We start from the raw sequence: 26,864 nt of genomic DNA, 5'->3' as shown, positions 1-26,864 counted from the left end.
CCGCAGGGCGGGGCGCGGGACGGCGCGCCGGCTGGGCCGCCGGTTGAGCCGCAGGCGTCGCCGCCGCTGGGGCCGCAGCGCGCGCAGGAGCCGGGGCCGTGGTCGGGGTCGCAGCCGGAGCGGCGGCGGGCACGACCGCCGGGGTCGCGGGCGTCGCTCCCGCCGTCGCGGCGGCGGCGCGGGCGGCGAACTGCTGCGACTGGAAGCGCTTGGCCAGCTTCTCGGTCAGCTCGCGCGCGCCGGCGGGCGGCATCTGGGCCATGATGGCGGCCAGGGTGCGGGGCCGCATGGCGGCGGCGACGGGCAGGCGCACGGAGTCGTCCAGCGTATTGAACACGGCCGCCGCCTCCTTGGGCCGCATGGCGGAATAGACGGCGACCAGACGGTCGTTCTCGGCCTTTTCCTTCTCGTCCACCTGTCCCACCAGAGCGGCGATCTCGCCCTTCAGAGCTTCCAGCGCCTGCAACTTGGCGTCCAGCTTCTGCTCGGCGGCGACCATCAGCGGCAGGGTGGTGGCGAAGTCGGCGTCGCGGGCGTCCAGGGCGTCGCGCCGCTTGGACAGGGACTGGATGACCCGCAGTTCGGCCGGCGAAATTCCCGCCTGCTGAGCCAGTTGTTCCGGCGTCAGGGCGCAGACCGCCGGCGCAGGCTTGGCCGCGGCCGCCCCGCCCTCCCCCGGCGTCTCCGCCGTCACGGCCTCCTGAGCCCAGGCGGTCGCGCCCTGGAACAGTTCCGGCGCCACGCCCGCCGCGCGCACAGCCACCACCCCGCCGATGGCGATGGCGATCAGGGGCAGGAGGCGGGGCAGCTTGCTCATCGGTGGCACTCGGTAAGGCGGTTCAGACGCCGCACAGGCATAGGGGCTACAAAAACACTTCGCCCCTCAAGTCGTCCGCGGCCGCGCCTCGGACATAGGGGCAAAAAGAAACTTCCCCTCAAGTCGCCTGACGCCGCGCGTCAGGCATAGGGGTCTAAAAATGCATCAAGCAGCGAAAAGATCTTCGTCCAGACTACGACGGGCGCGGTTTAGGCTCTGTTGCGCAGCATGGTTAGCGGCCAGGGCCTGACGGACCGGAGCAAAGCTTTCAGCGGCGACCGGAGCGGGGGCGGCACGAGCGGCCGGGGCCTTCATCACTGCGCGCGCGCCCTCGATCCGCTCCATCAGCGAGGCCATGCGGCGGGCGCGGGCTTCGTCGTCCAGCAGCGGCGCGACCTGCGACGTGGGGACGTTCAGTTCCAGAACCGCTTCCTCACGGAATTCGGCCTGGGGCTGCGAAGCGGCAGCGCGCGGCGGCAGACCGGCGGGCGCGCGGGCGATCAGCACCTCCAGTTCCTGCTTCACGGCGCGAGCCTTGATGATCCGGTCGTGCAGCAGGTCGGTTTCCTGACCCGAGGCGCGCAGGGTGGCCAGGGCCTGTTCGGCGCGACCGGCGGCCGAGTTCAGCTCGGTCACCGCCCCGGCGAAGGCCAGTTGCCCCTCGCGCAGGGCCTTGAGTTTCTTCTCCAGCTTGATGCCGTAGCCGATGGCCGCGACCAGCAGCAGCATGAGGATGGAATCGAGAATGATGCCGGTCATGTCAGCGTTTCCCTCGGCTCAGGTTGGCGGCGATGTCGGGGTTGATCGGACCTTCGACCCGCACGGCGATATGCTGGCCGCGACGGCCCATCTTGCCCGTCGTCAGCGGGATGGAGCCCGCCCGCACCGAGACTTCGGAATCGGGCGAGACGTTCAGCATCAGGGTGTCCCCGACCTTGAAGTTCAGCGCCTGCGACAGCGGGATCTGCTGCTCGTCCAGCACGCAGCGGACCTCGGTTTCCGTGGTCCACAACTCGGTGGCCAGGTGGCCTTCCCAGATGTTGTCGCGGCCGAACTTCTCGCCCATGAACTGCTGCAGCAGCATCTTGCGGATGGGCTCCAGCGTCGAATAGGGCAGCAGCAGTTCGACCCGGCCGCCCCGGTCTTCCATGTCGATGCGCAGCTTGACCAGGATGGCGGCGTTGGCCGGACGCGCAATGGCGGCGAAACGCGGATTGGTCTCCAGCCGGTCGAGCGTGAAGTGCACGGGCGTCAGCGGCTCGAAGGCGGCGCGCGCGTCGTTCAGGATGACCTCGACCATGCGCTGCACCAGCACCCGCTCGATGGTGGTGTAGGGCCGACCCTCGATCCGCAGGGCCGCCGTGCCGCGACGCCCGCCCAGCAGGACGTCCACGATCGAGTAGATGAGATTGGAATCGACCGTCAGCAGGCCGTAGTTGTCCAGCTCCTCGGCCCGGAACACCGCCAGGATGGCCGGCAGCGGGATCGAGTTCAGATAGTCCCCGAACCGGATCGAGCTGATGGTGTCGAGCGAGACCTCGACATTGTCCGAGGTGAAGTTACGCAAACTGGTCGTCATCAACCGCACCAGGCGGTCAAAGACGATTTCGAGCATGGGCAGACGCTCGTAGGACACCAGGGCCGAGTTGATGATGGCGCGGATGCCGCTCCGTTCGGAGTCGTCGCCGTCGCCCATGTCGAAGCCCAGCAGGCTGTCGATCTCGTCCTGGTTCAGCACGCGTTCGGACAGGGCCGCGCCCATGTCCGCTTCGCCGCCGAAGGGATCCAGTTCGCTGTCCGCGGCCAGGGTGTCGCTCATGCCTAGGAAACCAGCATTTCTTCGATCAGCACGGCGTCCACCTTGCCCGGCGCGGCGATCAGGTTGACCCGACGCAGGATCTCGGCGCGCAGCTGATAGGAACCGGCGGAACCGGCCAGATCCTCGGGACGCAGTTCGCGCAGGAAGCCCTGGAACATGTCCTGCATCCGCGGGGCTTCGCCTTGCAGATGGGTCGCCAGCTCGGCGTCCTTCATCTCCAGCGTCAGCTTCAGCTTCAGATAGGTCGGGCGTCCATCGGCCGACTGAATATTCACGATCAGATCCGGCAGGGTGTAGAAGGTGACGCCGTCAGGTCCCGCAGCGATCTTGCCCGCCGCGGGATCGGCCTCGCCGCCTTCCGCGCCGCCGTGGCCCCCGCCCTTCTTCTCTTCCTTCTTCCCGTGACCGTCGTCCTTCTTTTCGGCCGCGCCGTGTTCGCCGGCCGCTTCGGCCTCGGCCGGCTTGGGCTTCATCAGCAGGAAGGCCGCCGCTCCACCGCCCCCCAGCACCACCAGGGCCGCCGGAATGATGATGAACAGCAGAGGCAGCTTCTTCTTTGCGGGCGCGCCCTCTCCGCCTTCACCGTCTGACACGGCGGGCAGGTTGGCGTCGTCGCCGCTCGGCGCCGCGTCTTTCTTCTTGCCCAGCTTCAGCTTCAGCATCCGCACGTCGCCCCGATCATCACCACCGTCCTGATGAGGCGTTTTTGGTTAACGAGGCGTTTACAATCGGCAAATCCTGCCGGGCGCCATAGGGCTCAATTGGGCCAGAACCCTTGCTGCGCCTGGATTAACCCTGTTGGCACGGTCGTTGCGACGAGATCGGCGAAGGAGCCGCACTCGTGGAAAACGCCGCCTACATCGGATTGTCCCGTCAGATGACGCTTCGCCGCGAGCTCGACATCGTGGCGAACAACGTCGCCAACGCCGACACCACCGGGTTCAAGGTCGAACAGCTGATGGTCGGGACCGAGGTCGGCCAGCGCGCCCGCAACGACAATATCCGTCCCTCGGCCAGCTTCGTCCTGGACAAGGGCGTGGGCCGCGACTTCGGCCAGGGAGCGCTGAAGCAGACCGGCCGTTCGCTGGACTTCGCCATCGAGGGCGAAGGCGCTTTCTTCACCGTCCAGAGCGCCACGGGCGAGGCCTATACTCGCGACGGCGGCTTCACGACCAACGCCGAGGGCGTCCTGACCACCAAGCAGGGCTTGCCGGTCCTGGGCGACGGCGGCCCCATCACCCTGGACCCCGAGCGCGGCCCCGTCAGCGTCGCGCAGGACGGCACCATCAGCCAGGAAGGTCAGCCTGTCGGCCGCCTGAACGCCGTCCGTTTCGACGCCCTGGGCGCCCTGCAGAAAAGCGGCGACGGCCTCTATCGCAACATCTCCAACGCCCAGCCGCAGGACGCCCCCGACGTGCAGGTCCGCCAGGGCATGCTGGAGGGCTCCAACGTCAACACCCTGCAAGAGATCACCAATCTGATCGAGATCAGCCGCGCCTATGAGCGCGTCTCCAAGATGATTGAAAACGCCAACGACCTGTCACGCCGCTCGGTCGAGCGGCTGGGCCGGGTCGGCTAGTAAGGACGCCTGAACGATGCGCGCTCTCAGAACCGCCACCTCCGGCATGCTGGCCCAGCAGCTGAACGTCGAGGTCATTTCCAACAACATCGCCAACATGAACACGGTTGGCTTCAAGCGGCAGCGGGCCGAGTTCCAGGATCTGCTGTACCAGAACGTCGAACGCATGGGGGCCCAGTCCTCGACCCAGGGCACCGTCGTTCCGACCGGCATCCAGATCGGCGCCGGCGTGAAGGCCGGCAGCGTCTACCGCGTCACGGAACAGGGCAGCCCCACCCGCACCGGCAACGACTATGACGTCGCCATCGACGGCAAGGGCTACTTCCAGATCACCCTGCCCTCGGGCGAGATGGCCTATACCCGCGCCGGCAACTTCGCCGTCAACGGCGAGGGCCAGCTGGTCACAGACGACGGCTATGCGGTCGAGCCGGCCATCAACATTCCCCAGGACATGGTGGACATCACGATCTCCAAGTCCGGCCAGGTCCAGGTGACCACCCAGGGTCAGGCCGAACCCCAGGTCGTGGGGCAGCTTGAACTGGCGACCTTCTTCAACGAGGCTGGCCTGGAAGCCATCGGCGACAACCTGCTGCTGGAGACCGCCGCCTCGGGCGCCGCCACCATCGGCGCGCCGAACGAACCCGGTTTCGGCCAGCTTCTGCATCGCTACACCGAAGCCTCGAACGTCGATGCGGTCAGCGAGATCACCAACCTGATCGTGGCCCAGCGCGCCTATGAGATGAACTCCAAGGTCATTACCACCGCCGACGAAATGCTGTCCGTCTCGGCCCAGGTGAAGAGCTAGTCATGAAGCACGCCCTGATCCTCGCCGCCGCCCTCGCAACCTTCGCCGGCCCCGCCCTGGCCGGTCCCGTCAGCCTTCTGCCCGACCCCGTCGATGGCGACGGCCGCGTCACCCTGGGCGACCTGTTCGACGACGCAGGTGCCGCCGCCGGCGTCGTGGTCGGCCAGCGTCTCGGCGCCACCGCCGTGTTCGAAGCCAGCCAGATCCAGGCCGCCGCCCGCCGCGCCGGTCTGGACTGGTCCAATCCCCAGGGCTTGCGCCGCATCGTCGTGCGCGAAGGCGGCGCCCTGCCCGCAGAGGCGTCCGCTCGTCCAGCCGCCGCCACCGTGGCCTCGCGCCCCGGCGCCACGGTCGAGGTTCTGACCTATGCCCGCAGCCTCGCCGCCGGCGACATCGTCCAGCCGTCCGACGTGATCTGGTCAACCGTCCAGGCCCACCAGGCCCCCGCCGGCGGTCCCCAGGACGCCGATCAGGTCGTCGGCCTGTCGGCCAAACGCGCCCTGCGCGCCGGCGCCGCCGTGACCAGCCGCGACCTGGCCTCGCCCCAGGTCATCGCCCGCAACGACCTGGTCGAGGTCGCCTATATCGTCGGCGGCGTCGAACTGACCGTTACCGGCAAGGCCACCCGCGACGCCTCGGCGGGCGAGGCCGTGCCTGTCCTGAACGTCCAGTCGGGCCGCACCATCGACGCCGTGGCGGTGTCACCCGGTCGCGCCGTCGCCGGTCCCGCCGCCCAGACCGCCCGCGCCAATCCGCAACAGTTCGCCGCTCGCTGAGAGATCCCGTCATGCGCAAAGTCCTGATCCTCGCCGCCGCCGCTTCCGCCCTGTCCCTGGGCGCCTGCTCCACGATTACGGAAACGGTGAAGGGTCCTGAACTGGCCCCCATCGGCTATCCGGCCGCCCTGGTGCCTGTCGAGCAGGCCTATCTGCCGACGCCCACCTCCGCATCAGCCAACAGCCTGTGGCGTACCGGCGCCCGCAGCTTCTTCGGCGACCAGCGCGCCCGCCGTATCGGGGACATCCTCACCGTCAACATCGACATCAACGACCGCGCCCAGACCCAGAACTCGACCAATCGCTCGCGTTCCAACAGCGCCTCGGGCGGGGTGACCCACTTCTTCGGCCTGGAAAACAGCCTGGGCCGCGCCTTCCCCGGCGGTTTCGACCCGGCCAACATGGTCGGCACCGAAGGCGAGGCCAACGCGGCCGGTGCGGGCAGCGTCAACCGCTCGGAACGCGTCAGCCTGACCGTCGCCGCCGTCGTCACCGCCGTCATGCCCAACGGCAACATGGTCATCCAGGGTCGGCAAGAAGTGCGCACCAACCGCGAGGTCCGCGAACTGACCGTCGCCGGCATCGTGCGCCCCGAGGACATCTCCTCGGCCAACACCATCGCCCACACCCAGATCGCCGAAGCCCGCATCAGCTACGGCGGTCGTGGCGACATCAGTCGGATGCAGGCCACGCCCGCCGCCCAGTCCCTGGTGGAGCGCTTCAGCCCCTTCTGATCGACGTTCAACGAGGCGTGTGATTCCGGCGACAGGCGATGCCGGAATCATTTTCGTACAAGCGGAGCGGTGAACCCTTAACAAGCGACCCGCGTTTGCTCTGTCGAACGCGAGTGATTTGTGATGTTGAAGTCCATTGCCCCCGCTGTCGCCGCCCTGGGTCTCGCCGCCCTTGCGGGACAGGCCATGACCACCCCCGCCGCCCTCTCGGGCGACAGCGCAGCCGGTTGGCACCTGTTGCACGAAGGGTCGATGGCGAAGCTGGCCTACGGCCTGCCGGATTCCGACCAGGTGGCGCTGATGCTGACCTGTTCGCCGGGCGACCGCAGCGCCGTCATCTATGGCGACGCCCAGCCGCAAAGCGCCGTTCTGACGCCGGCCTCCATGGGTCCCCAGCCTGTCGACCCTCTGTCCGACGGCGAAGCCTATGAGGCCCGTCTGCCCCTCACCGATGCATCCCTGACGGCTCTGGCGCGCAGCGGGCGTATGGCCGTCCAGACCGAAGCGGGCGAACAGCACATCCGCGCCAGCCGCGCAGAACGCCGCATGGTCCAAAACTTCCTCGGCTATTGCGCTTCCAGCCACGCCTGATCACACTTCCCGCGAACCAGATTTCAGCGGGGGCTGAACCATGACCGCCTTGCTCGGGCTCCTGCTCGCCCTGACGCTTCAGACTGCGCCGGCGGTCTCCGACGGCTGGACCTGGACGCTCTACACCGACAGCGGGCCTCTGGTCCTGGCCAACGAGGTTCCTGACACGCCGCGGCTTCGCTCGACGCTGGAGTGCACGCCCGGGTCTAGCATCGTGCGTCTGACCCTTTATGGAGCAGCGCCCGCCGACGGCATCGCGGTGATCACCTCGGGCGCCGCCTCCGCCAACGTCGAAGTCAGCCCCAGGCGCGGCCAGCTGCAGACCGTGCTGCGTGCCGACCACCCGGTCTTCGCGGCCTTCCTGACTGACGGCAAGTTGAACCTGGTTGTCGGCGCGCAGGCTTCGGGGGTCGAGATCGACCGCGCGAATCTGCTCAAGCTGCGCCGGTTCGCCGAACTCTGCACCGGCTGAGGAAAACCATGCGTCCTTCTCTCTGGGTCATCCCCGCATTCGCGGCGCTCGCACTTGCCGGCTGCGCCGCCACGCCTAAGTCCGGGCTGGCCGATGCAGCCGATGGCGCGCCGGCGCCCGCCGCCGGCTACGACTGGCACCTGAACGCGGACGACCAGGAGGCCAGCCTGTCCTACGGCATGGCCGAGACCGACGACGTGCCGCTGGACCTTTCCTGTCGTCCCGGCTCAGGCGCCCTGCAAATCCTGCAGACCGTCGCCGAGGGCCATCCTCGCGTGATCGCCCTTGAGTCCGGCGGAGACACCGAAACCTATCCCGCAAAGGCCGAGCCCTCCGCCATGCATGACGGCATCGACCTGACCGCCGTCGCCCGCACCACCGACCCCGTCTTTCTACGCTTCCGCAAGTTGGGCTGGCTGGCGACCTATGGTCCAGACTACCGCACGCCCCTCGTCGCCCAGCGCGGCTCGGACCAACAGATCGACCGCTTCTTCACCCTCTGCGGCTGAGCTTCGTCAACACAGCTTGACCGTCAGCCGCCGCCCCTGTCTGCTCCTGCTCGCTTGAGGGAGGACAGTATGGACAAGCAATTTCTGATCGGGGCGGCCCTGGCGGCCTTCATGGCTGCGACGCCGGCCTTGGCCCAGAGCCCGCCGCCGTCCGCACCTGGCGCACAGACCCATTCGACCACCAGCGCGGCAAGCACCGCTCTTGCCAGCGTCCTGACCGACTACGAGGCCTACCTGCGCCGGATCGATCCGATCACCGCCGGCATGGAGGGCGACCGCGAGGCCCTGTCGCGCCTGCCCGATCCGACCCGCGCCGGCGAACTGGCCCGCGTCGCGCCCCTGACCGCTCTCTTGACGCGAGTCGAGGCCATCCCCGCTTCGTCGCTCAGCGCAGACGAGCAGTTGAACCGGTCCTTCGTCGCCTATCTGATCCGCCGCAACCTCGACGCCATCCCGCTGGACGGCGGGCGTCTCGCCTTCAGCTCCGAGGGCGGCCCGGGCCAGGGCGTCGCCTATCTGGCCAGCTCCACCCGCATCGCCTCGACCGCCGACGCCGAGGCCTGGTTGTCGCGGATGAGCGCCATTCCCGCCGCCTATGACGCCGCCATCGCCGACGCCCGCCGCGGCCTCGACACCGGCATGGTCCAGGCCCGCTCAGTGGTCGACAGCGCCCTGGCCCTGGCCGAAACCGATGTGAAGCCGCGCGACGGCGGCGACATTCTGATGCAGCCGTTCAGCACCCTGCCCGCCTCCATTCCGGCCGCCGAACAAGCCAGCCTTCGCGCCCGCGCCCAGACCCTGATCGACGGACCGGTGGCGGCGCGCCGCATCGCCTGGCGCGACATGTTGAAGGATGACTACCTGCCGCGTGCGCCCGCAGAGCCCGGCATGACCCACCGCCCCGGCGGCCGCGACCTCTACGCCTATGCCGTGCGCAGCTACACCACCACCGACCTGACCCCGGATCAGGTGCATCAGATCGGCGTGGAAGAAGTGGCCCGTATTCGCGCCCGAATGCAGGACGAGATGCGCGCCGCCGGCTGGACCGGCGACTTCGCCGGCTTCCTGCACTTCCTGCGCACCGACACGCAATTCTACGCCACCAGCCGCGAGCAGCTGCTGGAAAAGGCGTCCGAGATCGCCAAGCGCGCCGACGACCGCCTGCCTGCCCTGTTCGGCGCCCTGCCGCGTCTGCCCTATGGCGTGCGCCCCGTCCCGCGTGAGATCGAGGACAGCTACACCACCGGCCGCTACAACTCCGGCTCAATGCAGAATGGCGTGGCCGGCGGCTATATCGTCAACACCTCGAAACTGGATCAGCGCCCCCTCTATGAACTGCCGGCCCTGACCGTCCACGAGGCCGTGCCGGGCCACCATCTGCAGATCGCCCTGCAACAGGAAGCGGCCGACCAGCCCTACTATCGGCGCGGCGCCGACGTGACCGCCTTCACCGAGGGCTGGGGCCTCTATGCCGAGTTCCTGGGCGAGGAGATGGGCATCTACCGCACGCCCTATGAGCGCTTCGGCCGTCTCAGCTACGAAATGTGGCGCGCCTGCCGTCTGGTGGCTGACACGGGTCTGCACTGGATGGGCTGGACCACGGAACAGGCACGCGCCTGCTTCCGCGACAACTCTGCCCTGGCTCCGCACAACATCGAAACCGAACTGCAGCGCTACATCGGCTGGCCGGGTCAGGCCACGGCCTACAAGATCGGCGAAATCCGCCTGCGCCAGATCCGTCAGAAGGCCGAACGCGAACTGGGCGACCGCTTCGACGTCCGCACCTTCCACGACGCCCTGCTGGTCGATGGTCCCCTGCCGCTCGACCTCCTGGACGCCCGCATGGACCGCTGGATCGCCGAGCAGAAGGCCAGGTCCGCGACCTGACGCCTAGAGCCCCAGTTCCGCCCGCGCCTTCCTCGTCAGTTTCCTGACGATAATGGCGTGGGCGGACCTGATATGATCCGCCAGTTCCTCGTCCGCCCAGTCGTCAATCTGCGGCAGGTTGACCCACTTGGCCCGCGCCATATAGGGCGCCGGCCGCGCATGCCCGCTCTCGGTCAGCACCTCATAGGCGATGTCCGAGACCTTGAACGACACTCCGCCGGTCGCCCCCGCCATGACGAACATCTTGCCCCCGACCTTGTAGGCGTCGTGGTCGTCGCCGAACGGGTGATCCAGCGTCGCTCCCGGCAAGGCCAGACAGACCTGGCCGACCCCCGCGCGGTCCATCAGGCGTCGACGCCCACACCGATCGGACAGACCACGCCAGTCCCGCCGATGCCGCAGTATCCGGCCGGATTCTTGGCCAGATAGCCCTGGTGATAGTCCTCGGCGAAGTAATAGGGGCCGGCCGGCTCGATCTCCGTCGTGATCGTCCCCCGACCCGCCGCCGACAGCGCCGCCTGGTAGGCCTCGCGCGAGGCTTCGGCTTCCGCCTGCTGCGCGTCGTTCAGGGTGTAGATGGCCGAGCGATACTGCGTACCCTGGTCGTTGCCCTGACGCATGCCCTGGGTCGGGTCATGATTTTCCCAGAAGGCCTTCAGCAGGTCGCCGTAGGAAATCGCCTGCGGGTCGAACACGACCTGGACCACCTCGGTGTGCCCCGTCCGTCCCGAACAGACCTCTTCATAGGTCGCGTTGGGCGTAAACCCGCCCGCATAGCCCGCCGAGGTCACCCAGACGCCCGGCAACTGCCAGAACACCCGTTCCACGCCCCAGAAACAGCCCATGGCGAAGATCGCCGTCTCGAACCCCTCCGGATGCGGCCCCTTCAGCGCATGGCCCAGAACAAAATGAACCTCGTCCGTCGCCAGCGGCGTATCTCGCCCGGGCAGGGCGGTCTCGACGGTCGGCAGTTCGGCGGTCTTCTGGAACAACATCGGAAAAATCTCGCAGAAATCGGAGGCAAAATGGACTTCCCCCCATATGGGGCGCCAAAGGGCGCTTGCCGAGGGGGTCAGGCTGTTCTATCAGCCTCGCCTCCGCTGGAACGACCGTCCGGCGGCTACACGGCGACGTCGTGGAAACGGACAGGTGGCGGAGTGGTCGATCGCGCACGCTTGGAAAGCGTGTGTAGGTGAAAGCCTACCGAGGGTTCGAATCCCTCTCTGTCCGCCACCACCATCGCAATTCCCTTTATTTTCAGTTAGTTACCGTTCGATTTGGCTAACTTCCCTGCCGGGTTAGCCAAAATTTGTTCGCGTTGTGTGCCGCCGATCATGGCGAAGGCGTCCTGCGCCAACAGGCGCTGATCCCGCGCCTTCGTGTAGCGTTCGACCTCTTTGGAAGTCTGGTGGCCGGTCACAGCCTTGATCTGCGCTTCCGTGCAGCCCGCGTCGGCCAGCCGCGTCGCTGCCGACTTTCTCAGCCCATGCGCCGACCGATCAGGAATACCCGCCGCCCGGCAGGCCCCACGGAACCAGTTGCCGAACCCGCCTGCCGTGAAGCCCATGTGCGACTGTGTGACCAGGAACAGCATCTGCCCCGCCGGAATAGTGTCGAGCGACGCTTTGAGCCTCGGATGGATCGGCAGTTCCAGAAACGCCTTGGTCTTCTCCTGCCGCACCAGGATAGCCCGCCCCTGGACGTGCTGCCGCCCCATCTGTCGAACGTCGCCAGAGCGTTGCGCGGTGTAGAGCAGCAGGTCGAACGCCAAACGCTCTCGCGAACCCACCGGCCAGTGCGCCTCGAACTTGGCGATGTCAGCCTCGGTCCACACCGGGAAGCCCTCGGAGGCGATCTTGAGCGGCTTGATGCCGATCGCCGGATTATCCGGCCGCCATTGCCGCATGATGGCGAAGGCCAGCATCCAGCGCAAAACCTTGACTAGGTTGTTCGCCGCCGCCGGCGCCTTGGCCTTGCGGTCGCGCATTTTCAGAATGTGCTCGGTCTGGAGCGCGCGAACCGCGCGATCGCCGTGCTCGGTACGAAGCCGTTCGATAATGCCGCGATAGGTCGCCTGGGTCGATTTCGACAACTGGACCCACTCGGCCGATCCGTAGATGGCCACCGCCAGGGCGTTGATGGTCCCCGGCAAGGTGCGCGAGGCCCCGATCTGCAGCTTCGAGGTCTGCCCGCTGGCCGCCGCCTCATAGGCCGCTGCAAACTCCGGTGAACCGGGCACGCCGTGCAGATAGACGGCCTTTTGCCCTGAGCGCCTATAGCGGAAACGCTGCTTGCCATGCCGGTCCGTGAATGTGCTCACGAACGGGAAGCCGATCACCCTAAGGCCTCGTCCCACGACTGCACCTCTGCTGCGAGATCCGGGTTCATGCGCGGCGACGCCGCTGTAGCCAGATTGAGGCGCACCTCGCCTCCCGGCAACAGGTCCAGCGAGCCAAGGGCCACTCCCTTCTCCCGCAGGATGTCCATCACCCGCCGAAGCTCAGTCTTTTTCACTATTCCAGAGCGTTTCGCCAACACGCGCCTCCACTCAAAAGCTCAGTTCTGAGTAAGGCGTTAGCCAGTCGCGGCAGCGACCGACAAGAGGCTGTTTCTTGACAGCCACGTCGAGCCCGCGAGTAAGACCGTGTGGGGATATCCCCACACATATCTTGCCTCCTAACTCCGGAAGAATGATGGAGAACGACGCCTGGTGTTGTTCTCTGATCCACGTGGCCGAATGGACACACCGATTAGCCATCTCAGATCAGATCAGAGGCTAAACCACGGGATCGCGGTCAAGACATTTGGACACACGCGACCTGTCTAACGACGACGCATCGTCACGCTTAAGCTCCGAGGTCACTGCTGGAAGCCTCGCCCGCAGTCTCCAGAAGTCTCCATGTTTCTCCAGAACTCTCCACAAAGGATCGACGCAGTGTTGACTGTGCCGCCCCCTCTGCATTGCGCGGTTAGACGCGAGGCAAAGTCCGCTCAGATCGAGATCGGCAAACCGCCACTCAATGATAGGGCTGTCCGCATAGATCCTTTCTCTCATTAATATCGCGGTTATGACGAGCGCAGCCGTCCCCTTCTTTTGCGGTTCCTGGATTCTGAAGGTGCTCGAGAAAAATCGCCCGGAAAAGCCTCAGCATCCGCCGGAAGCCACGAACCAAGACCGCTGAATTGCCCTGCTTCGCGAGCGCCTCGCCCGATGGATCGCGCGAAGTTCGCGATATGACGAAGTTTTAGGCCGAAACACCTGTAGGTTCGCGAAAGCACGAACCCTGACCCGCGAAACTCCCTCGCGGTTCGCAATATCACAAAGTTCGCGGGTTCAGACGGGCTGAAACCCGCCCGCAAGCGCCCAAGACCGCCTTCCTCACTCGCCCAGCGAGCAGCCCTTCGTGATTTCGCGAACATTCAGTCGGGCCACCCGCGTCTACGGCCAGCGCCCCAGCCGGAATGGGCTGAAAAATCAAATCCTCAGCAGCGTTCAACTTCAACCAATTAATACCCGCACCGGCGGGCACGCGTGGCGACCATCCGTGCTGGAATCCGACTCTCGGATTGACCGAGGCGAGTCAGGCTTTGCCGGAACGTGGCGTCGCCGATGCGGCCATTTGCGGTCACCATCGCGCAGGCTCGGTCAGGTACCTGACATTGTCAGCTCGCCTTCGGTCAATTCCGCAACTAGCCATTCAACGGTTTCGCCGGGCGTCCTGATGAAGAAAGCTTGATGTCGGCGTCTGCGGCCATGTTGTTTTTCGATCCGCCCAACCTTGCGACTCATATAGCGTCGCTTGATGGCTAGAAAAGACATCACCTTTGGCGAACCTTTCCACCGGACGAAACAGACGCTTCTCATATTTTGCAGCGCTATTCTTGTCACTCGGATCCCAGGAATCGACGTGACCGGATCAACCGGTATCTTGGGCGTGTCACTCCGGAACGTGAACATCGACCATATCCGATGGGGATTGCTCGCGGCAGCGACCTACTACTTCATCGGTTTCCTACTCGAAGCTCTCGCGGAACGTCATTCGAACACGGGGACCTCTCGGTTTGGCACGTCCGAGACGCTCGGTGATGAACTTAAGAACGTAGCGGACCAGATACGAAATAGTGTCAGCAGCGGAGGGTTCTACGAGCAACAATGGCGAGAAGCGGTCACTGGCCTAGAACGAGCGGCTCGAACCTTTTCTGAGAACCTCCATGGTATCAGGATGATGTCCACCCCCAACGAAAATGGAGGACGGCAGTTTGTATCGGAACAGGTTCTCCGGGGTTACGAACAGGCATCCGAAACGTTGCCGGCATTGTTTTCTGAAGCGGTTTCACAAGTTGAAGAAGCCACTTCGTACTACACGCGATCCGCCGATAAGACCGAGGAGATTGTTACAATGCTCCGTGCTGACGTCCGGGGCTTGGCGTCCGACATTCGTTGGTGGAAGCGTCTTCAGTTCTACGGGTGGGACGTGATCGGGGCGACTGTAATGTTCGGTCTTGCTGTCTATTTCTCTACGGTACCGTTTTAGGCTCAGCGACATGCGCCTGAGAATTTCCTCCCAACGGAGCTAGAGTCTGGCCCTTGAAAGGACGGACGGAATGAGACGAGCGAGATTCACGGAGAGCAGATCATCGGGGTCCTGCGGGAGAACGAGGCCGGCACCAAAGCAGGCGAGCTGGCGCGTAAACACGGCGTGTGGGAGGGCATGATCTACACTTGGAAAGCCAAGTTCTGAGGATGAGTGTGTCGGACGCCCAGTGCTGCCCTTGCGGTCAGATGAGAAGCGAATAGTCACACTAGCCGCTAACCACGCGCAAACGCTCCAAGTGAGGCAAGGAGAGGCAACAAGTCATTTCCACACCCCATAGCCGCCTGAGGCACCTTCTTGAGCTGTCAGGTACAAAGGGCAGCGGACTGGATGACGGACCTTCTACAGAGCGCGGCGCTTGGGCGCCGTTTGCCATCGTGGTTAGACGCGAGGTAAAGCCAACTCAGATCGAAATTTGCAAACCGCCAGTCCATGATATGCTGTTCGTATGGATCTCTTCCCTGCTTATATCGCCGTGATGTCCGGCGCAGCCGTCGCCTTTTTTGGCGGCTCCTTTATTCTGAAGCTGCTCGAGAAAAAACGACCAGGGAAGCCTGAGCATCCGCCAGAAGCCACGAACCAAAGCCGCTGAAGCGCAAAGTTCGCGATATTACGATGCGTTGTTTCAAAACGCCGTCCAGGTTCTAGAAATCACGAACCTGTGCCAGCACAACGCCCTCTTGGTTCGCAATACCACGAAGTTTTGGCGCTCAGACGGGCTGACGCCGCCTGCGAGCGTCTTCCGCGCTTGCCGAGCAAGCAGTCCTTCGTGAAATCGCGAACCTTCACTCCGCCCCCCCTAAAATAACGGCGATCAGTCTTGAAACGACTGCTCAACTTTCGGCGGGCACCTTGCGCCTATGCGCCCCGTCAAACACCCTCCTCGTAGCCCACAGATTCGACCTGCTCCCAGCAACCAGGTGCCGTTTGCGGTCGTCGTCGCGCTAACCGCTATCTCTGCCTTCGCCGGGACGTGGTTCGCGGTCACACCGTCAACGCCTCGAGCAGCGATCGTCGCCTACGTCAAAACGCGCACGGCTGATCAAAATTATCGCGGCTGCACGGCGGTTCGGGCGGCAGGCCGAAAAGACATCCCCCGGTGGGATCCATCATATCGATCCGGGATGGACGGCGATGGCGACGGGCTCGCATGCGAACTGCCGCGCGGCCGATACTAGCATAGGATAGTCCACACAGCGCCAGAAGCGGTCCTTGGCTCCCTGACCGAAACCGGACATTTAGCCCCCCGCGGTCTCAGAGCGGCAAAGCCTTCGCAAGACTGGCCTTCCGCTTCTCATCGGGTCCCAGAAGCGGCTTCGGCGAAATCGATGTCGCTGAACGATCATATCGATGGCCTCGGCCTCGGTCCGAGTTAGACTAGAATCGTGGGCCGCTTCAGCGGCGGAACGACTCCGGACCCTTATGGCCGCGATCAATGAAGCCTGGTGGCTGCACCTGGCCCCCAGGGCCATGCAAAGGCATCGCAAGGAACTGGACGCCCTGCTGCGCGCCTGGCTCCGCTCGGATTACGGCGGCCACTGGCTCGGATCCGCCAGACAGACCAACGGGCTGATCCGGGTCGGACCGGGCCAGGCCATTCCCGTGTTTCACGCCATCAAACTCGGGGACCGCGCGATGTTCGTGGCCCCGCAGCAAATGATCCGGCCGGGCCACAGGAGCGTCGGTCCGACCGAGATGGCGTCCGGCGAGCCTCTGGCGGACGGCGAGCTGCCCATTGCGCCGCAGATCCGCCTAGATCTCGTTGACGACCCGGTTCTGCTTGATCTGGCCAGGCGCGGTCAGGCTCCGCTTCACATTCCGCGGGTCAAACGCCCCAGCCAGCTGTTTACCGCGCCCGCGCACCTGCTGCTCGCGCCGACGTTGTGGCCCCGGAAATCCTATGTGCTCTACCAGCACATTTTCGGCGCGGGCGGCTCCTATCCTGATGACGGCTGGTTCTATGTGGGGCTGACGACGCGCAGCTGGCAGACACGTTGGGCCGAGCATCAGAGGGCCATCCGAAACGGGGGCATGCAAAAATTCCACCGGACCTTCCGGGAGGAGCTGGCCGCCGGACGCATAACCTACGTCAATCACAAGGTCATGGGCGTCACCGATGACCTTGAGGCCCTGTACCGAGCCGAGGAGGCTCTGGTGGAAGGTCACTGGGAGGATCAGCGACGTCTGAACATGATCCCCGGGGGCAAAGACGGCCTGCGGTATCTGCGCGAGCACGGCATGATTCCGCCCGGTGCACAGCTTGAACCCGACGAGCGTGAGCCGGCGCTCAACAGATGGGTCAGCGCACGCACCGGAGACGATCTGCCACGCCCTTGGCTCAAGGAGCGATGGCAGGATCGGACGTGGGCGGCCGCCCAAATCTGCAGTCGCTCGGATCGATTATCGATCGAGCAGGTGGAGGCCATTCGCGCCCTGGGGAAATCGCATTCGGCCGCAGATATCTCGGAGCGCATCGGAGCCCGAGGCGCCGAGCAGGTCCAGCGCGTCATCGATGGGCGGACTTACGAACGGGTTGGTGCCTGACTCGCGGCTCGGACATTGCCGGTCTCGTATCGACGCAGGCGAGCTGATATCACCCCACAGGGACTTGGGAGGGAGAGACCTGTGACGAGCGCGACGCCCGACGCCGGATGGCGTTTCGACCCGCCGCCGCCCGTACTGTACAAATACCGGTCGCTCTCGACCGGCGCGCGTGAGTTCACCCGGGACACCATCGTCAACAGCCGGCTCTGGTTCGCACAGGCTGCGTCATTTAACGATCCGTTCGATTCCTTCCCGAGCTTCACCCTCAACAGTAGCCCTGCCGAGTACGAAGCCTATGTTCGATACGTCGTCGACAAGGCCAGCGCCCGCTACTAGCGGCGATCTCAGCAGCCGCTTTTTCAACGAAATCCGCCAGGAGCGGACGTTGCGTTCCATCCGCACAGCAGACTTTGACTGCGATCGTAAGCTGCACTGGACAGTGCGCCTCTAAGACCTGAAGGTCAGGCCGATGACAGACGCCAAAATACGCCTCCTGCCAGAAGCGCCGGATCACTTGTTAACCGACCTAGACGCTCGTGATGTAGCGGTCTGGGTTATGCCGGCTTTCGCTGAAGCGGCCGGGCCGGAGATTACGGCCAAGGTTCTGAAGCTTCCCTGGAGCTTCGTCCTCAGCGAGGTGGGTGACCTGCCGTTACTAAACGCTCTCGACGAGCAGGAAACTCCGGATGACCCACTGGTCCGCAGGCGCGGCCTTATACAGATCGTCGACGCCAACCCCGCCGACGTTTTGCTGCCACGGCGAAGCCTGCCCGTCTTTCTGCTGAACGGGCGACCCGGCACGTCGCTGAGTGGACTGGCCGCGCTGACGCAGCGGCTCACCATGCTTCAGGAACTCGAGCGTCGGTCGGTCAAGCAGTTGCTTGTTCTTGCCGGGCCCAACGCCCGGATGCCCGCCCATCTCGACGAGCTGTCAGCGGGAGGGCTTCGCGTGCCGGTCACCGTGGTGACGGATGCAGCCCAGGCAGACCAGTCCCTTCGCGGGTGGGCCGAGGCCGCCAAGGTGCCGAACGTCTGGGTCATCACAAAGGAGGCGGCCACCTTCTCAGACGGCCTTGTCGCCCGATATCTCATAGGTCGCGATCAACGCCTCCTGCTTCGTCTGCGTGATGGACGCGGCGGGTTGCGCGCTCTCGACATCACGGGTCTTGATGACCCTCAGCACCCTCTGCTGGGCCGCTACGAGCTGCTTTCGGAAGATCTCTTGCTACCGCTCGCCACAGAGGATCTTCGGCCCGGCGAGGTGCAGGACTTCTTCGGGAACCCCGTAGCCTCTTGGCGTCCGTATGCGGCCGGCATTCCCTGGGAGCGCGCACCGGAGGGCTGGAGTACTCTGAGCAGTGCGCTCCGGACGCTGGATCATGAAGCGCCCACGGCCAATCGGATCTTCTATGTACAGGCTGAATCCGGGGCAGGCGCGACCACCTACGTCCGCAGCCTGGCATGGCGTGCCGCTGCGCACGGATACCCCACTCTCGTCGCGGGCGATGCGCCGTTCACGCCCACAGCGCTCGAGGTCATAACCTTCCTCGATAAGACCGCTGGCAAGGCCGCGAATGACGGGGATGACGAAGATAGAAGGCTTTACCAACCGCCCGCCCTGATCGTGTTCGACGGGCATTGGGACGGCCGTGAAGAGCAGCTCATCAGGTTCACGCGCGAGTTCGAACAGAGCGGCCGGCGCGCCTGTTTCCTTTTCACCACCGGTCCATATCTGTCCTGGCAGATGCTGGGCGACCGGCGATACACAAAGCTCGCCGAGCTGAGTCACGAGATTTCGTCAGATGATGCGGCCGATCTCGGCCGCCATCTCAATGCCTTCCTCGCCCGACATGGTGGGACCCGATCAGAGAGCGAATGGCGGCGCTTCGTCGATACCTCCAGCGTCGCTGCTGATCGCGGCATAGCATCCTTCTGGATCGCCCTGTCGTTCTGGCTACAGCGCCAGTTCGATATGCAGGAAACTGTCCAGGCATGGATCTATCGCCGCTTCAAGGAGGCCGCGACGGATAAAGAGCTGCGCATTGCTCTGATTGGCATTGCTGCATTCAGCACGGAGCGACTGCCTCTGCCCGAGTCGATGTTGCCTGCCGGCAAGGAATTCCCGGTTTCGGATCGACTCGCCGATCTTCAAGGCAATGCCAGCGCTCTGGGGCTGATCCGGATCCGGGACGAGCGGGATAGATACTGGGCCTTGATTCACGACATTCTAGGTCGTTTCATCCTTACTTCGCTCTTCTATGATCATGAAGCGCGGTCCGAACTTGGGTTCGGCGATGCACAGAACCCCGAGCATCTTCGCTTCCTTGCTTTGTGTCAGCTTGCGACAATGCCTGTGCTGGAACGGCCAGATCTTCGTCAGATCGCAGACGCCTACGCGACGTCGATTTTCAAGATCGATCCCGCTCAGGGTCGAACCGCCTTCACCTTCTACTGGCGCGAAGCGCTGGCCGCCCTCGACGAAATGCCGCGGTCTCTTCGCACTACGAGCCGGACCTTCCTGCACCACACTGCAATCTCCCGACGACGGATTGCCAAGGACCCCGACGTATTCTCGGTAACCTTGACGGAGCGGGTCGATCTGCTGACGCGCGCGGTCGCTGACGTGGAGGCGGGTCTGGCGATCGCCGACGAGCCGAGCGGCGAAACCGATTTGAACTTGCTGAACTCTCTCGCGCACGCCTATCACGACCTCGCGGAAGCCGAACAGGCTGCGGGCGCAACCCTGGCGCGCGTTAGCGACCTCCAAGGCAGGGCCCGTGACGCCACTCGCAGGGCATACCGGCTCAATCCGGACAACTCGTTCGTGTTGGAGACCTATGCGCGGACCTTGATCAGCGAGGCGCGCACCGACGAACACCACGCTGCGGAAAATGCAATCGAGGTCTTGGCCTTGGTCTATGCGGCCAATGCGCGTAGCGCCTCCGAGCCTCGGAAGTTCGCGTTGGCCCGCTTGGCGGACGCCGCATTCGAAATCCTGCTGCAGGTCTCTTCCACATTTGAAGAACGGGAGCCGAGAACCGAGAGCGAAGCCATCGTCCGGGCCGTCGGGGCCCTGACCGAGGGTGCGAGCCGCTTCGACGGTATGGATCTCAGCGACTACCCTTCAGGCAATCGGAAGAAGGCGGCCGAGCTTCTGGCCGCTCCTGAACTGCAGAGCAATCCGCAAGCGGTTCGGCTGCGCTATCTGATCGCTTGTCTCGATGCGCCGTTCGATTTCGAACTACAGCTAGAATTGTTACAGGCGCTCGACGCCTCACTGAGTCCGCAACTACAGCTGGAGATGGCGATCCTCCTTCATCAGCGCGACCGGCATCACGAAGCTGGCCAGTTGTTCGGACACCTGCGCAGGCTGTGGAAGCGGGAAGAGCACTACGTCGAAGTGCCGGAGCGGCTGCGATGGCTCCTGACCCCCAAAAGTCGAACGCGTCGGCAAGTCCACGCGCGCGTCAACAGTTCGGTGGAGGGGCGGGCCTTCGCCAAGGTGCAAGAATTCCAGGACGGCGAGGCCGTGCTCCGGCCGGAGCAGTTCGGGCAGAGCGTTATCCGACCTGGGGTCACCATCAGCGGCTACGTCTCCTTCGGGCACAACGGCCCCTTCCTGCGGCCGCTCGTGGGCCACTGAGCGTGGCTGGCGTTGTCGAGCTTTTGGCGCAAAGCCTCGGATGGCAGGTCCGCAAGGCGAACTGCATCGTGGAAGGCACGTCCGACGTCTTCTACTTTAAGCACGCAGCACGGCTCTACAGGGAGAGGCATGATGTCGATCTGCTCGGCGACGACTTCGCGGTCCTGCCCGCCGGTAGAGGAGAAGAAGGCGGGGTCGACGGCATCAATGATCGCTTTCGAATGGCGAAGCAACTCGCCGACCTCGATCTGCGTCACGATGGATCGAGGCAGTACCGCTTCATCGGCCTATTCGACAATGACGACGCTGGTCGCAAGGCGTTCACGCGAGGCAGTGGCCTGACCCGGCGTATAGAAGGTTACAGGGACCTTTTCCTGCTCCATCCGATCATGCCGCAAATGAACGGTGCCGGCGCCTCTACGGTCGCGGCCCGGGCAAAGGATCTGAACAAGGGATATCCGCAGCTGGACTGGGAGGTAGAAGATCTGGTGTCACCGGAAATTTTCCGGGTCTTCGAGGCCGATTACGGCAGCCAGATTCGAAGAACACAGATAGTCGGCGATCGGACCCACAGGGATCTGTCATGGGACGGCAAGGTCAAGCTTCAGCATTGCGTTCGCGACTACGCAGAGCTTGAGCATCTAAGTGAGATCATCGCGCTGATTTGCGCACTGCGAAATTACCTGCACCTTCGCACAGACCACATCGTCGTGCCTCACCCCGTGTTTTAGCCAAAGTCCCGGGCGCCGGACGCGTTCCGGTTCGGCTCGTCAGGGCTAGGCATTTTGATGCGGCCAGGCTGTAGCATCAAGGCTCAGTGCACGCCTGCGGTCGAACGAAAGGTCACGCGGTGGGAGCATGAAGCGGTGATCGATGCCCTTCAAACCCGAATGGACCTGAGGCCCAGAGCCATGCGTGAACGGCGAAGCCTGGTCGAACACCCGTTCGGCACCATTAAGGCCTGGATGGGCCACTCCCACTTCCTGATGAAGCGGTTGCCCAACGTGAAGACCGAGATCAGCCTCCACATCCTGGCCTACAATATGAAGCGGGTGATGGCGGTGATGGGAACCAGGCCGTTGATGGAGGCGATCCGGGCCTGAGCAGGAGGCCTCCTGCGCTTCGTCTCAACCTCCGCCCCGCCGTCGCTCAGCACGTTTTTACACGGCCTCAGTCAGCAACAGACCATGGCCTAACCCTGAGAAACGGCCCCACTTCAGAGGCGGCCTCATTCACTCTATGGTGATGTCATCCCCATAGAGAGAGACCATCTCAGCGGGACATTCGGATGGTGTCGGGCAGCGCGGTGCATTCACCGTTTCGCGGTTAAGCCGGCTTCGCCGTCTCCTATGCGCCATTCGTCCTCAATACCCTTGGAGTAAACAATGGGAGCCTTGGTTCTGACACCTGAGGTGATTCACGCTCAAGCTTGCAATGCGCCTCGTCGGTGATGGCAGCTGCCAGCAGGTCTAGGGCCGCGCTCAGGCGGGGCGCGACGACAGGAGAGTGCTTCGATTGCCCACCGTTCAGGCGGTCTGCCGCCTCTATGGCTTTGACTGGAACGCGCAGCACGTAGGCGTTCGAGGTCTGCTTGAGCTGCGGCCCCTTCTGGCCTGGGGTTTCGACCCGATCATAGCGACGAGTCCAACTCAGGAAGCCGTGAGCTTCCAGTTGAGCCTTCCACGCATGGATGGATTTGCGCGCTACATTGAGCGCCTTGGCCAGCCAGAAAACCGAGGGTTCGAGCCGTCCGTTGCCTTTGACACTTAGCGACACCAGGATCTCGGCCAAACGGATCGCGCCAAAACTGATTGTGCCAAGGGCGCCGGTGCGCTGGCCTTTTTTCCGGAGCCGTTCCGAATAGACCTTGAGGACGAAGATCAGATGCTGACCTTCCTTGCGGCTAAACCGCGTCCAGCGCGTGTTGGCAGATAATTGGCTGCCACGACGCACGCGTGGAGGCGGCGCGCCCCAGCGGTGAAAATAGGCGCTCATGACAGCGCCCCGTTCTTCCGATAGGATATCGCCTGTTCAGATTGCTTTCTTGAACCGTGATGCACCCCGGTGAGGCCCGCCAGCCCGCCGGGGTTTTTCGTACCTGAAGACGCCCTTCGACGGGTAGCCATTCCGTTTAAATGTCGTTTGTTTTCAATAAGCGCCACCGGGCCGGTTGGCCCAAATAAGCGATTGAAAAGGAAAGCTTTTCGGCCTTCCTCTCTGTCCGCCATGGCCGTTGGCGCGGATCGAACGCCATTATTCTCCGCCTGGCCTGAATTGCGCTCGGCGCGGTTGTGATGCGCCCGGTTCATCGGGACAGCTTGGCGGCCAACCCCTTAGAGCAGATCGCCCATGGACATCGACGGCGACAAGGGCATCGTGGAGGAATCAGCTCTGTCGTCAGGTCATTAGCCGGGCGCCCGCTGCTGCTTTTGACAGGAACGCCATGATCAGACCGTCTTCCTCCGCCGTTCGGCGGACCCGAGTATCGCGTCGCCGCGCCCTCCCCTTCGCATGGACGGTCGGTTTCGCCGCCTTCGCCCTGACCAGCACCAGCGCTCTGGCCTATGAGGCTGCGCTGGTGGAGCAGCCGCCGGCGGCTTCGGCGACGGCGACCGCCTCGCGCATCACCTCGCCGCAGGAAGCCTTCGGCCACGCGATCGGCGCCGACTACCACCTGGTCAACTACACCCAGTGGGAAGCCTATCTGAAGACCCTGGCCAGCCAGTCGGACCGGATGAAGCTGGTCGAGATCGGCAAGTCGTCCGAGGGCCGCACCCAGTATATCGCCATCGTCTCGACGCCGCAGAACCTGGCCAACCTGGACCGCTATCAGGAGATCGCCCGTCGCCTCGCCAAGGCCGAAGGCGTCACTGAGGAACAGGCCCGCGCCATGTCCATCGAGGGCAAGGCCGTGGTCTGGATCGACGGCGGCCTGCACGCCACCGAGACCGTCCCGCCCCAGGCCCTGATCGCCGCCGTGCATGAATGGCTGACGGCCGAGGATCCCGAGGCCCTGCGCGTCCTGAACGATGCGATCATCCTGTTCGCGCCGCTGAACCCGGACGGGATGGAGCTGGTCTCCAACTGGTACATGCGCAACGCGGACCCGCTGAAGCGCGAGTTCGCCTCGATCCCCGTGCTGTACCAGAAGTACGTCGGCCACGATAACAACCGCGACTACTACCTGTCGTCGATGGCCGAGACGACCAACGTCAACCGCCAGTTCTTCCGCGAGTGGTTCCCGCAGATCATCTACAACCACCACCAGACGGCGCCCGCCGGGACGGTGGTCTTCATGCCGCCCTTCCGCGACCCGTTCAACTACAACTACGACCCGCTGGTCATGGGCACCCTGTCGGAAGTCGGCGCGGCCATGCACAGCCGCCTGATCGAAGAGGGCAAGCCCGGCTCGACCATGCGCAGCGGCGCCGGCTACTCGACCTGGAACAACGGGATGGAGCGCTCCATCACCTACTTCCACAATGCGGTCGGCCTGCTGACCGAGATCACCGGCCACCCGACGCCGAGCCAGATCAGCCTGATCCCGCAGAACCAGCTGGCCCGCAACGACCTGCCCATGCCGGTCGCGCCCCAGACCTGGCGTTTCGCCCAGTCGATCGAGTACTCGCAGTCGATCAACCGCGCCGTGCTGAACTACGCCTCGCGCAACAAGGACCGGCTGCTGTTCAACATCTGGCGCATGGGCCAGAACGCCATCGACAAGGGCAATACCGACACCTGGCGCATCACCCCGACCGGCGTCGAGGCTCTGGTAGAGGCGGCTCAAGGTCAGACCGCCGCCGCCGGTCGTCGCGGCGTCGATCCGGCCCTCTATGACAAGGTGCTGCGCGATCCGGCGCGTCGCGATCCGCGCGGTTACGTCATCCCGGCGGATCAGGCCGACCTGCCCAACGCCGTCGCCTTCCTCAACAGCCTGATCAAGACGGGCGTGGACGTGGACCGCGCCACGCGCGCCTTCACCATCGGGGCTACGACCTATCCGGCCGGCTCCTATGTGGTGAAGACGGCCCAGGCCTATCGCCCGCACGTGCTGGACATGTTCGAGCCGCAGGACCACCCCCACGACCTGCAGTATCCGGGCGGTCCGCCCGCCCTGCCCTATGACGCCACCGGCTATACGCTGGCGTTGCAGATGGGCGTGAAGTTCGACCGCATCCTCGACGGCTTCGAAGCTCCGACCGAACGCGTCGCCGACGTCATGGCCCCGCCCCCCGGCAAGATCGAGGGATCGGGCCGCGCCGGCTGGCTGATCGATCACGCCCCGGTCAACGGCTACATCCTGTCGAACCGCCTGCTGAAGGCGGGCGTCCCGGTCTTCTGGCAGGAAGGCGAGACCCGCGCGGGTCGTCAGACGCTTGCTCCCGGCGCCCTGTGGATCCCGGCCAGCGATGCGGCCCGTCCCATCGTCGAGGCCGCCGTGCGCGACCTTGGCCTGAACGCCCACGCCGCAGCGCTCGCCCCCGGAGGCGACAGGATCGCGCTGAAGCCTGTGCGCATCGGCCTGGTCGATCGCTACGGCGGCTCAATGGCGTCGGGCTGGACCCGCTGGATGCTGGAGCATTTCGAGTACCCGTTCGAGGTGGTCTATCCCCAGCGTCTGGACGCGGGCGATCTGGCCAGGGACTTCGACGTCCTGGTCTTCGCCTCGGACATGATCCCGGCGGACCTGTCGGCGGCCGCCCAGCGCGACCAGCCCGAGCCGGAGTCCATCCCGGCCGAGTATCGCGGCTGGCTGGGTCACATCACGACCGAAAAGACCGTGCCGCAACTAGACGCCTTCGTGCGCGGCGGCGGCAGCGTCGTCACCATCGGCTCGTCGCACCGTCTGGCCACGGCCATGGGCGCGCCGGTTCAGGACGTGCTGCTGGGCGCCGACGGCAAGGCCCCGGCCTCGACCGACTTCTTCATCCCCGGCGCCGTGCTGAAGACCGAGGTCGACAATCGTCAGCCGCTCGCCTTCGGCGCCCCCGCCCAGATGAACGTCTTCTTCAACCGCAACTCAGGCTTCCGCCACACCGGCGAAACCGGCTCCATCGTCCGCTACCCGGAACAGGTTGCGGTCGCCAGCGGCTGGGCCATCGGTCCGCAGAAGCTGTCGGGCTCGGACGCCGTTCTGGACCTGCCGCACGGCGAAGGCCGGGTGATCGTGCTCGGCCCCGACGTGGTCAACCGCGCCCAGGCCCGGTCGTCGGTCCGCCTGCTGTTCAACGCCCTCTTCTACGGGCCGGCGGTCAGCGCGGAAGAATAGGAAGGCGCCTATCTCTACCGTCACCCCGGACGGCCCGAAGGGCCGATCCGGGGCCCAGGCGTTTCATCAGACAGGCGACGCGTCAGGTTCAGTCGCCTGGGTTCCGGGTTCGCTCCGCGCCCCGGAAGGACTGCAAGGAAGCCAATCACCACCCCACAGCAAAACGGCCGCCCCCTCGCCGAGGCGGCCGTTTCCTTTCCAGCGCCTGAAATCCTAGGCGGTCGCGACCTGGGGCGCGTCCGGTCCGCCCTCCGGGATGTCGTCCAGTTCGCCCTCCCACTTGGCGACCACGGCGGCGGCGACGGAGTTGCCGACCACGTTGGTGGCCGAGCGGCCCATGTCGAGCAGGTGGTCGACGCCGAGCACGATGGCGATCCAGGCTTCCGGCAGACCGAAGTAGGTCAGGGTCGCCATGATCACCACCAGGGAGGCGCGCGGAATGCCGGCGATCCCCTTGGACGTCACCATCAGCAGCAGCAGCATGAAGACCTGCTGCGAGACGCTGAGGTGCACCCCGTGGGCCTGCATGATGAACATGGTGGCGAAGGTGCAGTAGAGCATCGAGCCGTCGAGGTTGAACGAATAGCCCAGAGGCAGGACGAAGCTGACGATGCGGCGACGCACGCCGACCTTGGGCAGGGCGTCCAGGATGCGCGGATAGGCGGCTTCCGAGCTGGCCGTCGAGAAGGCCAGCAGCGCCGGGGTGCGGATCACCCTGAACAGCGGAAGGACGCGACGCCCCAGCACGAGGGCGGCGGCCACGAACAGCAGGCCCCACAGGATGCCCATGGCGCCGTAGAAGCCGAGCACGAACCGGGCGTAGA

At 64.8% G+C, this 26,864-nt stretch carries 27 protein-coding genes, 1 tRNA gene and 2 pseudogenes; 19 read left to right on the top strand and 11 right to left on the bottom strand.

Translation table 11 applies throughout. From position 1 onward, the window contains the following. From ACOZBP_RS16815 to ACOZBP_RS16800, 4 genes are all read right to left on the bottom strand, one after another. The coding region (locus ACOZBP_RS16815; protein WP_422677473.1) for a MotE family protein at positions 1-817 on the bottom strand (817 nt) is incomplete at its 3' end. A gap of 165 nt (positions 818-982) precedes the next feature. Further along, entirely contained in the window at positions 983-1,576 is a 594-nt protein-coding gene (locus tag ACOZBP_RS16810) for a DUF6468 domain-containing protein (RefSeq protein ID WP_422677472.1), read from the bottom strand. Between the two features lies 1 nt (position 1,577). Beyond that, the gene (fliM, locus tag ACOZBP_RS16805) at positions 1,578-2,636 is read right to left on the bottom strand and encodes a flagellar motor switch protein FliM (RefSeq protein WP_422677471.1); all 1,059 of its coding nucleotides are present in this window, start codon (positions 2,634-2,636) and stop codon (positions 1,578-1,580) included. Positions 2,637-2,638: 2 nt separating this feature from the next. Continuing rightward, the gene (locus ACOZBP_RS16800; protein WP_422677470.1) at positions 2,639-3,298 is read right to left on the bottom strand and encodes a flagellar basal body-associated FliL family protein; all 660 of its coding nucleotides are present in this window, start codon (positions 3,296-3,298) and stop codon (positions 2,639-2,641) included. A gap of 179 nt (positions 3,299-3,477) precedes the next feature. On the opposite strand from ACOZBP_RS16800, the gene flgF reads away from it, so the two are divergent. The 8 genes from flgF to ACOZBP_RS16760 all read left to right on the top strand — a co-directional run bounded on the left by flgF (position 3,478) and on the right by ACOZBP_RS16760 (position 9,989). After that, a complete protein-coding gene (gene flgF, locus ACOZBP_RS16795) occupies positions 3,478-4,215 on the top strand; it encodes a flagellar basal-body rod protein FlgF (protein WP_422677469.1) in 738 nt (245 codons plus the stop codon). 16 nt (positions 4,216-4,231) lie between these two features. Further along, positions 4,232-5,020 carry a flagellar basal-body rod protein FlgG gene (flgG, locus tag ACOZBP_RS16790; RefSeq protein WP_422677468.1) on the top strand — a complete coding sequence of 263 codons (789 nt, stop codon included), beginning with the start codon at positions 4,232-4,234 and terminating at the stop codon, positions 5,018-5,020. A gap of 2 nt (positions 5,021-5,022) precedes the next feature. Further along, positions 5,023-5,796, top strand: coding sequence for a flagellar basal body P-ring formation chaperone FlgA (gene flgA / locus ACOZBP_RS16785; RefSeq protein ID WP_422677467.1), 774 nt, complete (start codon positions 5,023-5,025; stop codon positions 5,794-5,796). Between the two features lie 11 nt (positions 5,797-5,807). Then, positions 5,808-6,530 (top strand): flagellar basal body L-ring protein FlgH, encoded by a 723-nt coding sequence (gene flgH / locus ACOZBP_RS16780; RefSeq protein ID WP_422677466.1) that lies wholly within the window; start codon positions 5,808-5,810, stop codon positions 6,528-6,530. A 123-nt stretch (positions 6,531-6,653) separates the two neighbouring features. Continuing rightward, positions 6,654-7,121: a hypothetical protein gene (locus ACOZBP_RS16775; RefSeq protein WP_422677465.1), complete on the top strand. Its 468-nt coding sequence runs from the start codon at positions 6,654-6,656 to the stop codon at positions 7,119-7,121. Positions 7,122-7,161: 40 nt separating this feature from the next. Then, complete coding sequence (locus ACOZBP_RS16770; protein WP_422677464.1) at positions 7,162-7,593, top strand: hypothetical protein; 432 nt, start codon at positions 7,162-7,164, stop codon at positions 7,591-7,593. An 8-nt stretch (positions 7,594-7,601) separates the two neighbouring features. Beyond that, positions 7,602-8,102 carry a hypothetical protein gene (locus ACOZBP_RS16765; protein ID WP_422677463.1) on the top strand — a complete coding sequence of 167 codons (501 nt, stop codon included), beginning with the start codon at positions 7,602-7,604 and terminating at the stop codon, positions 8,100-8,102. 69 nt (positions 8,103-8,171) lie between these two features. Continuing rightward, positions 8,172-9,989: a DUF885 domain-containing protein gene (locus tag ACOZBP_RS16760; protein ID WP_422677462.1), complete on the top strand. Its 1,818-nt coding sequence runs from the start codon at positions 8,172-8,174 to the stop codon at positions 9,987-9,989. A 3-nt stretch (positions 9,990-9,992) separates the two neighbouring features. On the opposite strand, the gene ACOZBP_RS16755 is transcribed toward ACOZBP_RS16760, so the two are convergent. Next, a complete protein-coding gene (locus tag ACOZBP_RS16755; RefSeq protein WP_422677461.1) occupies positions 9,993-10,334 on the bottom strand; it encodes an MmcQ/YjbR family DNA-binding protein in 342 nt (113 codons plus the stop codon). Next, complete coding sequence (gene msrA, locus ACOZBP_RS16750) at positions 10,334-10,984, bottom strand: peptide-methionine (S)-S-oxide reductase MsrA (RefSeq protein WP_422677460.1); 651 nt, start codon at positions 10,982-10,984, stop codon at positions 10,334-10,336. The genes ACOZBP_RS16755 and msrA overlap by 1 nt, the downstream gene beginning before the upstream one ends. Before the next feature lie 148 nt (positions 10,985-11,132). On the opposite strand from msrA, the gene ACOZBP_RS16745 reads away from it, so the two are divergent. Beyond that, positions 11,133-11,222, top strand: a tRNA-Ser gene (locus tag ACOZBP_RS16745). A 28-nt stretch (positions 11,223-11,250) separates the two neighbouring features. Here the strand turns inward: ACOZBP_RS16745 and ACOZBP_RS16740 are convergent. Together ACOZBP_RS16740 and ACOZBP_RS16735 are read right to left on the bottom strand one after the other, a co-directional pair. Next, positions 11,251-12,327, bottom strand: coding sequence for a tyrosine-type recombinase/integrase (locus ACOZBP_RS16740; protein WP_422677459.1), 1,077 nt, complete (start codon positions 12,325-12,327; stop codon positions 11,251-11,253). Beyond that, positions 12,324-12,452 (bottom strand): hypothetical protein, encoded by a 129-nt coding sequence (locus ACOZBP_RS16735; protein ID WP_422677458.1) that lies wholly within the window; start codon positions 12,450-12,452, stop codon positions 12,324-12,326. Before ACOZBP_RS16735 ends, ACOZBP_RS16740 begins: the two co-directional genes overlap by 4 nt. Positions 12,453-13,792: 1,340 nt before the next feature. On the opposite strand from ACOZBP_RS16735, the gene ACOZBP_RS16730 reads away from it, so the two are divergent. The 9 genes and pseudogenes from ACOZBP_RS16730 to ACOZBP_RS16690 all read left to right on the top strand — a co-directional run. Continuing rightward, the gene (locus tag ACOZBP_RS16730; protein ID WP_422677457.1) at positions 13,793-14,524 is read left to right on the top strand and encodes a hypothetical protein; all 732 of its coding nucleotides are present in this window, start codon (positions 13,793-13,795) and stop codon (positions 14,522-14,524) included. A gap of 70 nt (positions 14,525-14,594) precedes the next feature. Continuing rightward, a pseudogene (locus ACOZBP_RS16725) lies at positions 14,595-14,728 on the top strand (transposase); the annotation flags it as partial. A gap of 304 nt (positions 14,729-15,032) precedes the next feature. Continuing rightward, entirely contained in the window at positions 15,033-15,176 is a 144-nt protein-coding gene (locus tag ACOZBP_RS16720; RefSeq protein WP_422677456.1) for a hypothetical protein, read from the top strand. Positions 15,177-15,444: 268 nt separating this feature from the next. Then, positions 15,445-15,762: an excalibur calcium-binding domain-containing protein gene (locus tag ACOZBP_RS16715; RefSeq protein WP_422677455.1), complete on the top strand. Its 318-nt coding sequence runs from the start codon at positions 15,445-15,447 to the stop codon at positions 15,760-15,762. 244 nt (positions 15,763-16,006) lie between these two features. Further along, complete coding sequence (locus tag ACOZBP_RS16710; protein ID WP_422677454.1) at positions 16,007-17,128, top strand: hypothetical protein; 1,122 nt, start codon at positions 16,007-16,009, stop codon at positions 17,126-17,128. Positions 17,129-17,209: 81 nt separating this feature from the next. After that, positions 17,210-17,464 carry a hypothetical protein gene (locus ACOZBP_RS16705; protein WP_422677453.1) on the top strand — a complete coding sequence of 85 codons (255 nt, stop codon included), beginning with the start codon at positions 17,210-17,212 and terminating at the stop codon, positions 17,462-17,464. Between the two features lie 133 nt (positions 17,465-17,597). Next, on the top strand, positions 17,598-20,771 hold the full coding sequence (locus tag ACOZBP_RS16700) for a hypothetical protein (RefSeq protein ID WP_422677452.1): 3,174 nt from the start codon (positions 17,598-17,600) through the stop codon (positions 20,769-20,771). Between the two features lie 2 nt (positions 20,772-20,773). Further along, positions 20,774-21,502 (top strand): hypothetical protein, encoded by a 729-nt coding sequence (locus ACOZBP_RS16695; protein ID WP_422677451.1) that lies wholly within the window; start codon positions 20,774-20,776, stop codon positions 21,500-21,502. Positions 21,503-21,571: 69 nt separating this feature from the next. Further along, positions 21,572-21,874: pseudogene (locus tag ACOZBP_RS16690) on the top strand (transposase); the annotation flags it as partial. A gap of 244 nt (positions 21,875-22,118) precedes the next feature. Here ACOZBP_RS16690 and ACOZBP_RS16685 read toward each other — a convergent pair. Together ACOZBP_RS16685 and ACOZBP_RS16680 are read right to left on the bottom strand one after the other, a co-directional pair. Further along, positions 22,119-22,766, bottom strand: coding sequence for a hypothetical protein (locus ACOZBP_RS16685; RefSeq protein ID WP_422677450.1), 648 nt, complete (start codon positions 22,764-22,766; stop codon positions 22,119-22,121). Further along, complete coding sequence (locus ACOZBP_RS16680; protein ID WP_422677449.1) at positions 22,763-23,080, bottom strand: hypothetical protein; 318 nt, start codon at positions 23,078-23,080, stop codon at positions 22,763-22,765. The genes ACOZBP_RS16685 and ACOZBP_RS16680 overlap by 4 nt, the downstream gene beginning before the upstream one ends. A gap of 134 nt (positions 23,081-23,214) precedes the next feature. Here ACOZBP_RS16680 and ACOZBP_RS16675 point away from each other — a divergent pair, with 134 nt between their 5' ends. Beyond that, complete coding sequence (locus tag ACOZBP_RS16675; protein ID WP_422677448.1) at positions 23,215-26,040, top strand: M14 family metallopeptidase; 2,826 nt, start codon at positions 23,215-23,217, stop codon at positions 26,038-26,040. A gap of 213 nt (positions 26,041-26,253) precedes the next feature. Here the strand turns inward: ACOZBP_RS16675 and ACOZBP_RS16670 are convergent. Next, on the bottom strand, positions 26,254-26,864 hold a 611-nt coding region (locus ACOZBP_RS16670), incomplete at its 5' end, for a dicarboxylate/amino acid:cation symporter (protein ID WP_422677447.1).

Source organism: Brevundimonas sp. NPDC058933, from assembly GCF_049315965.1.
In the GTDB taxonomy this organism is placed as follows: domain Bacteria; phylum Pseudomonadota; class Alphaproteobacteria; order Caulobacterales; family Caulobacteraceae; genus Brevundimonas.
This window is presented reverse-complemented; position numbering and strand designations above follow the sequence as displayed.

Excerpts from the sequence above, each read along its gene's own strand:
- ACOZBP_RS16810 (WP_422677472.1), bottom strand. The coding sequence starts at position 1,576 with ATGACCGGCATCATTCTCGATTCCATCCTCATGCTGCTGCTGGTCGCG.
- fliM (WP_422677471.1), bottom strand. The coding sequence starts at position 2,636 with ATGAGCGACACCCTGGCCGCGGACAGCGAACTGGATCCCTTCGGCGGC.
- ACOZBP_RS16800 (WP_422677470.1), bottom strand. The coding sequence starts at position 3,298 with ATGCTGAAGCTGAAGCTGGGCAAGAAGAAAGACGCGGCGCCGAGCGGC.
- flgG (WP_422677468.1), top strand. The coding sequence starts at position 4,232 with ATGCGCGCTCTCAGAACCGCCACCTCCGGCATGCTGGCCCAGCAGCTG.
- flgA (WP_422677467.1), top strand. The coding sequence starts at position 5,023 with ATGAAGCACGCCCTGATCCTCGCCGCCGCCCTCGCAACCTTCGCCGGC.
- flgH (WP_422677466.1), top strand. The coding sequence starts at position 5,808 with ATGCGCAAAGTCCTGATCCTCGCCGCCGCCGCTTCCGCCCTGTCCCTG.
- ACOZBP_RS16775 (WP_422677465.1), top strand. The coding sequence starts at position 6,654 with ATGTTGAAGTCCATTGCCCCCGCTGTCGCCGCCCTGGGTCTCGCCGCC.
- ACOZBP_RS16770 (WP_422677464.1), top strand. The coding sequence starts at position 7,162 with ATGACCGCCTTGCTCGGGCTCCTGCTCGCCCTGACGCTTCAGACTGCG.
- ACOZBP_RS16765 (WP_422677463.1), top strand. The coding sequence starts at position 7,602 with ATGCGTCCTTCTCTCTGGGTCATCCCCGCATTCGCGGCGCTCGCACTT.
- ACOZBP_RS16760 (WP_422677462.1), top strand. The coding sequence starts at position 8,172 with ATGGACAAGCAATTTCTGATCGGGGCGGCCCTGGCGGCCTTCATGGCT.
- ACOZBP_RS16755 (WP_422677461.1), bottom strand. The coding sequence starts at position 10,334 with ATGGACCGCGCGGGGGTCGGCCAGGTCTGTCTGGCCTTGCCGGGAGCG.
- msrA (WP_422677460.1), bottom strand. The coding sequence starts at position 10,984 with ATGTTGTTCCAGAAGACCGCCGAACTGCCGACCGTCGAGACCGCCCTG.
- ACOZBP_RS16730 (WP_422677457.1), top strand. The coding sequence starts at position 13,793 with ATGGCTAGAAAAGACATCACCTTTGGCGAACCTTTCCACCGGACGAAA.
- ACOZBP_RS16720 (WP_422677456.1), top strand. The coding sequence starts at position 15,033 with ATGGATCTCTTCCCTGCTTATATCGCCGTGATGTCCGGCGCAGCCGTC.
- ACOZBP_RS16715 (WP_422677455.1), top strand. The coding sequence starts at position 15,445 with ATGCGCCCCGTCAAACACCCTCCTCGTAGCCCACAGATTCGACCTGCT.
- ACOZBP_RS16710 (WP_422677454.1), top strand. The coding sequence starts at position 16,007 with ATGGCCGCGATCAATGAAGCCTGGTGGCTGCACCTGGCCCCCAGGGCC.
- ACOZBP_RS16700 (WP_422677452.1), top strand. The coding sequence starts at position 17,598 with ATGACAGACGCCAAAATACGCCTCCTGCCAGAAGCGCCGGATCACTTG.
- ACOZBP_RS16685 (WP_422677450.1), bottom strand. The coding sequence starts at position 22,766 with ATGAGCGCCTATTTTCACCGCTGGGGCGCGCCGCCTCCACGCGTGCGT.
- ACOZBP_RS16680 (WP_422677449.1), bottom strand. The coding sequence starts at position 23,080 with ATGAACCGGGCGCATCACAACCGCGCCGAGCGCAATTCAGGCCAGGCG.
- ACOZBP_RS16675 (WP_422677448.1), top strand. The coding sequence starts at position 23,215 with ATGATCAGACCGTCTTCCTCCGCCGTTCGGCGGACCCGAGTATCGCGT.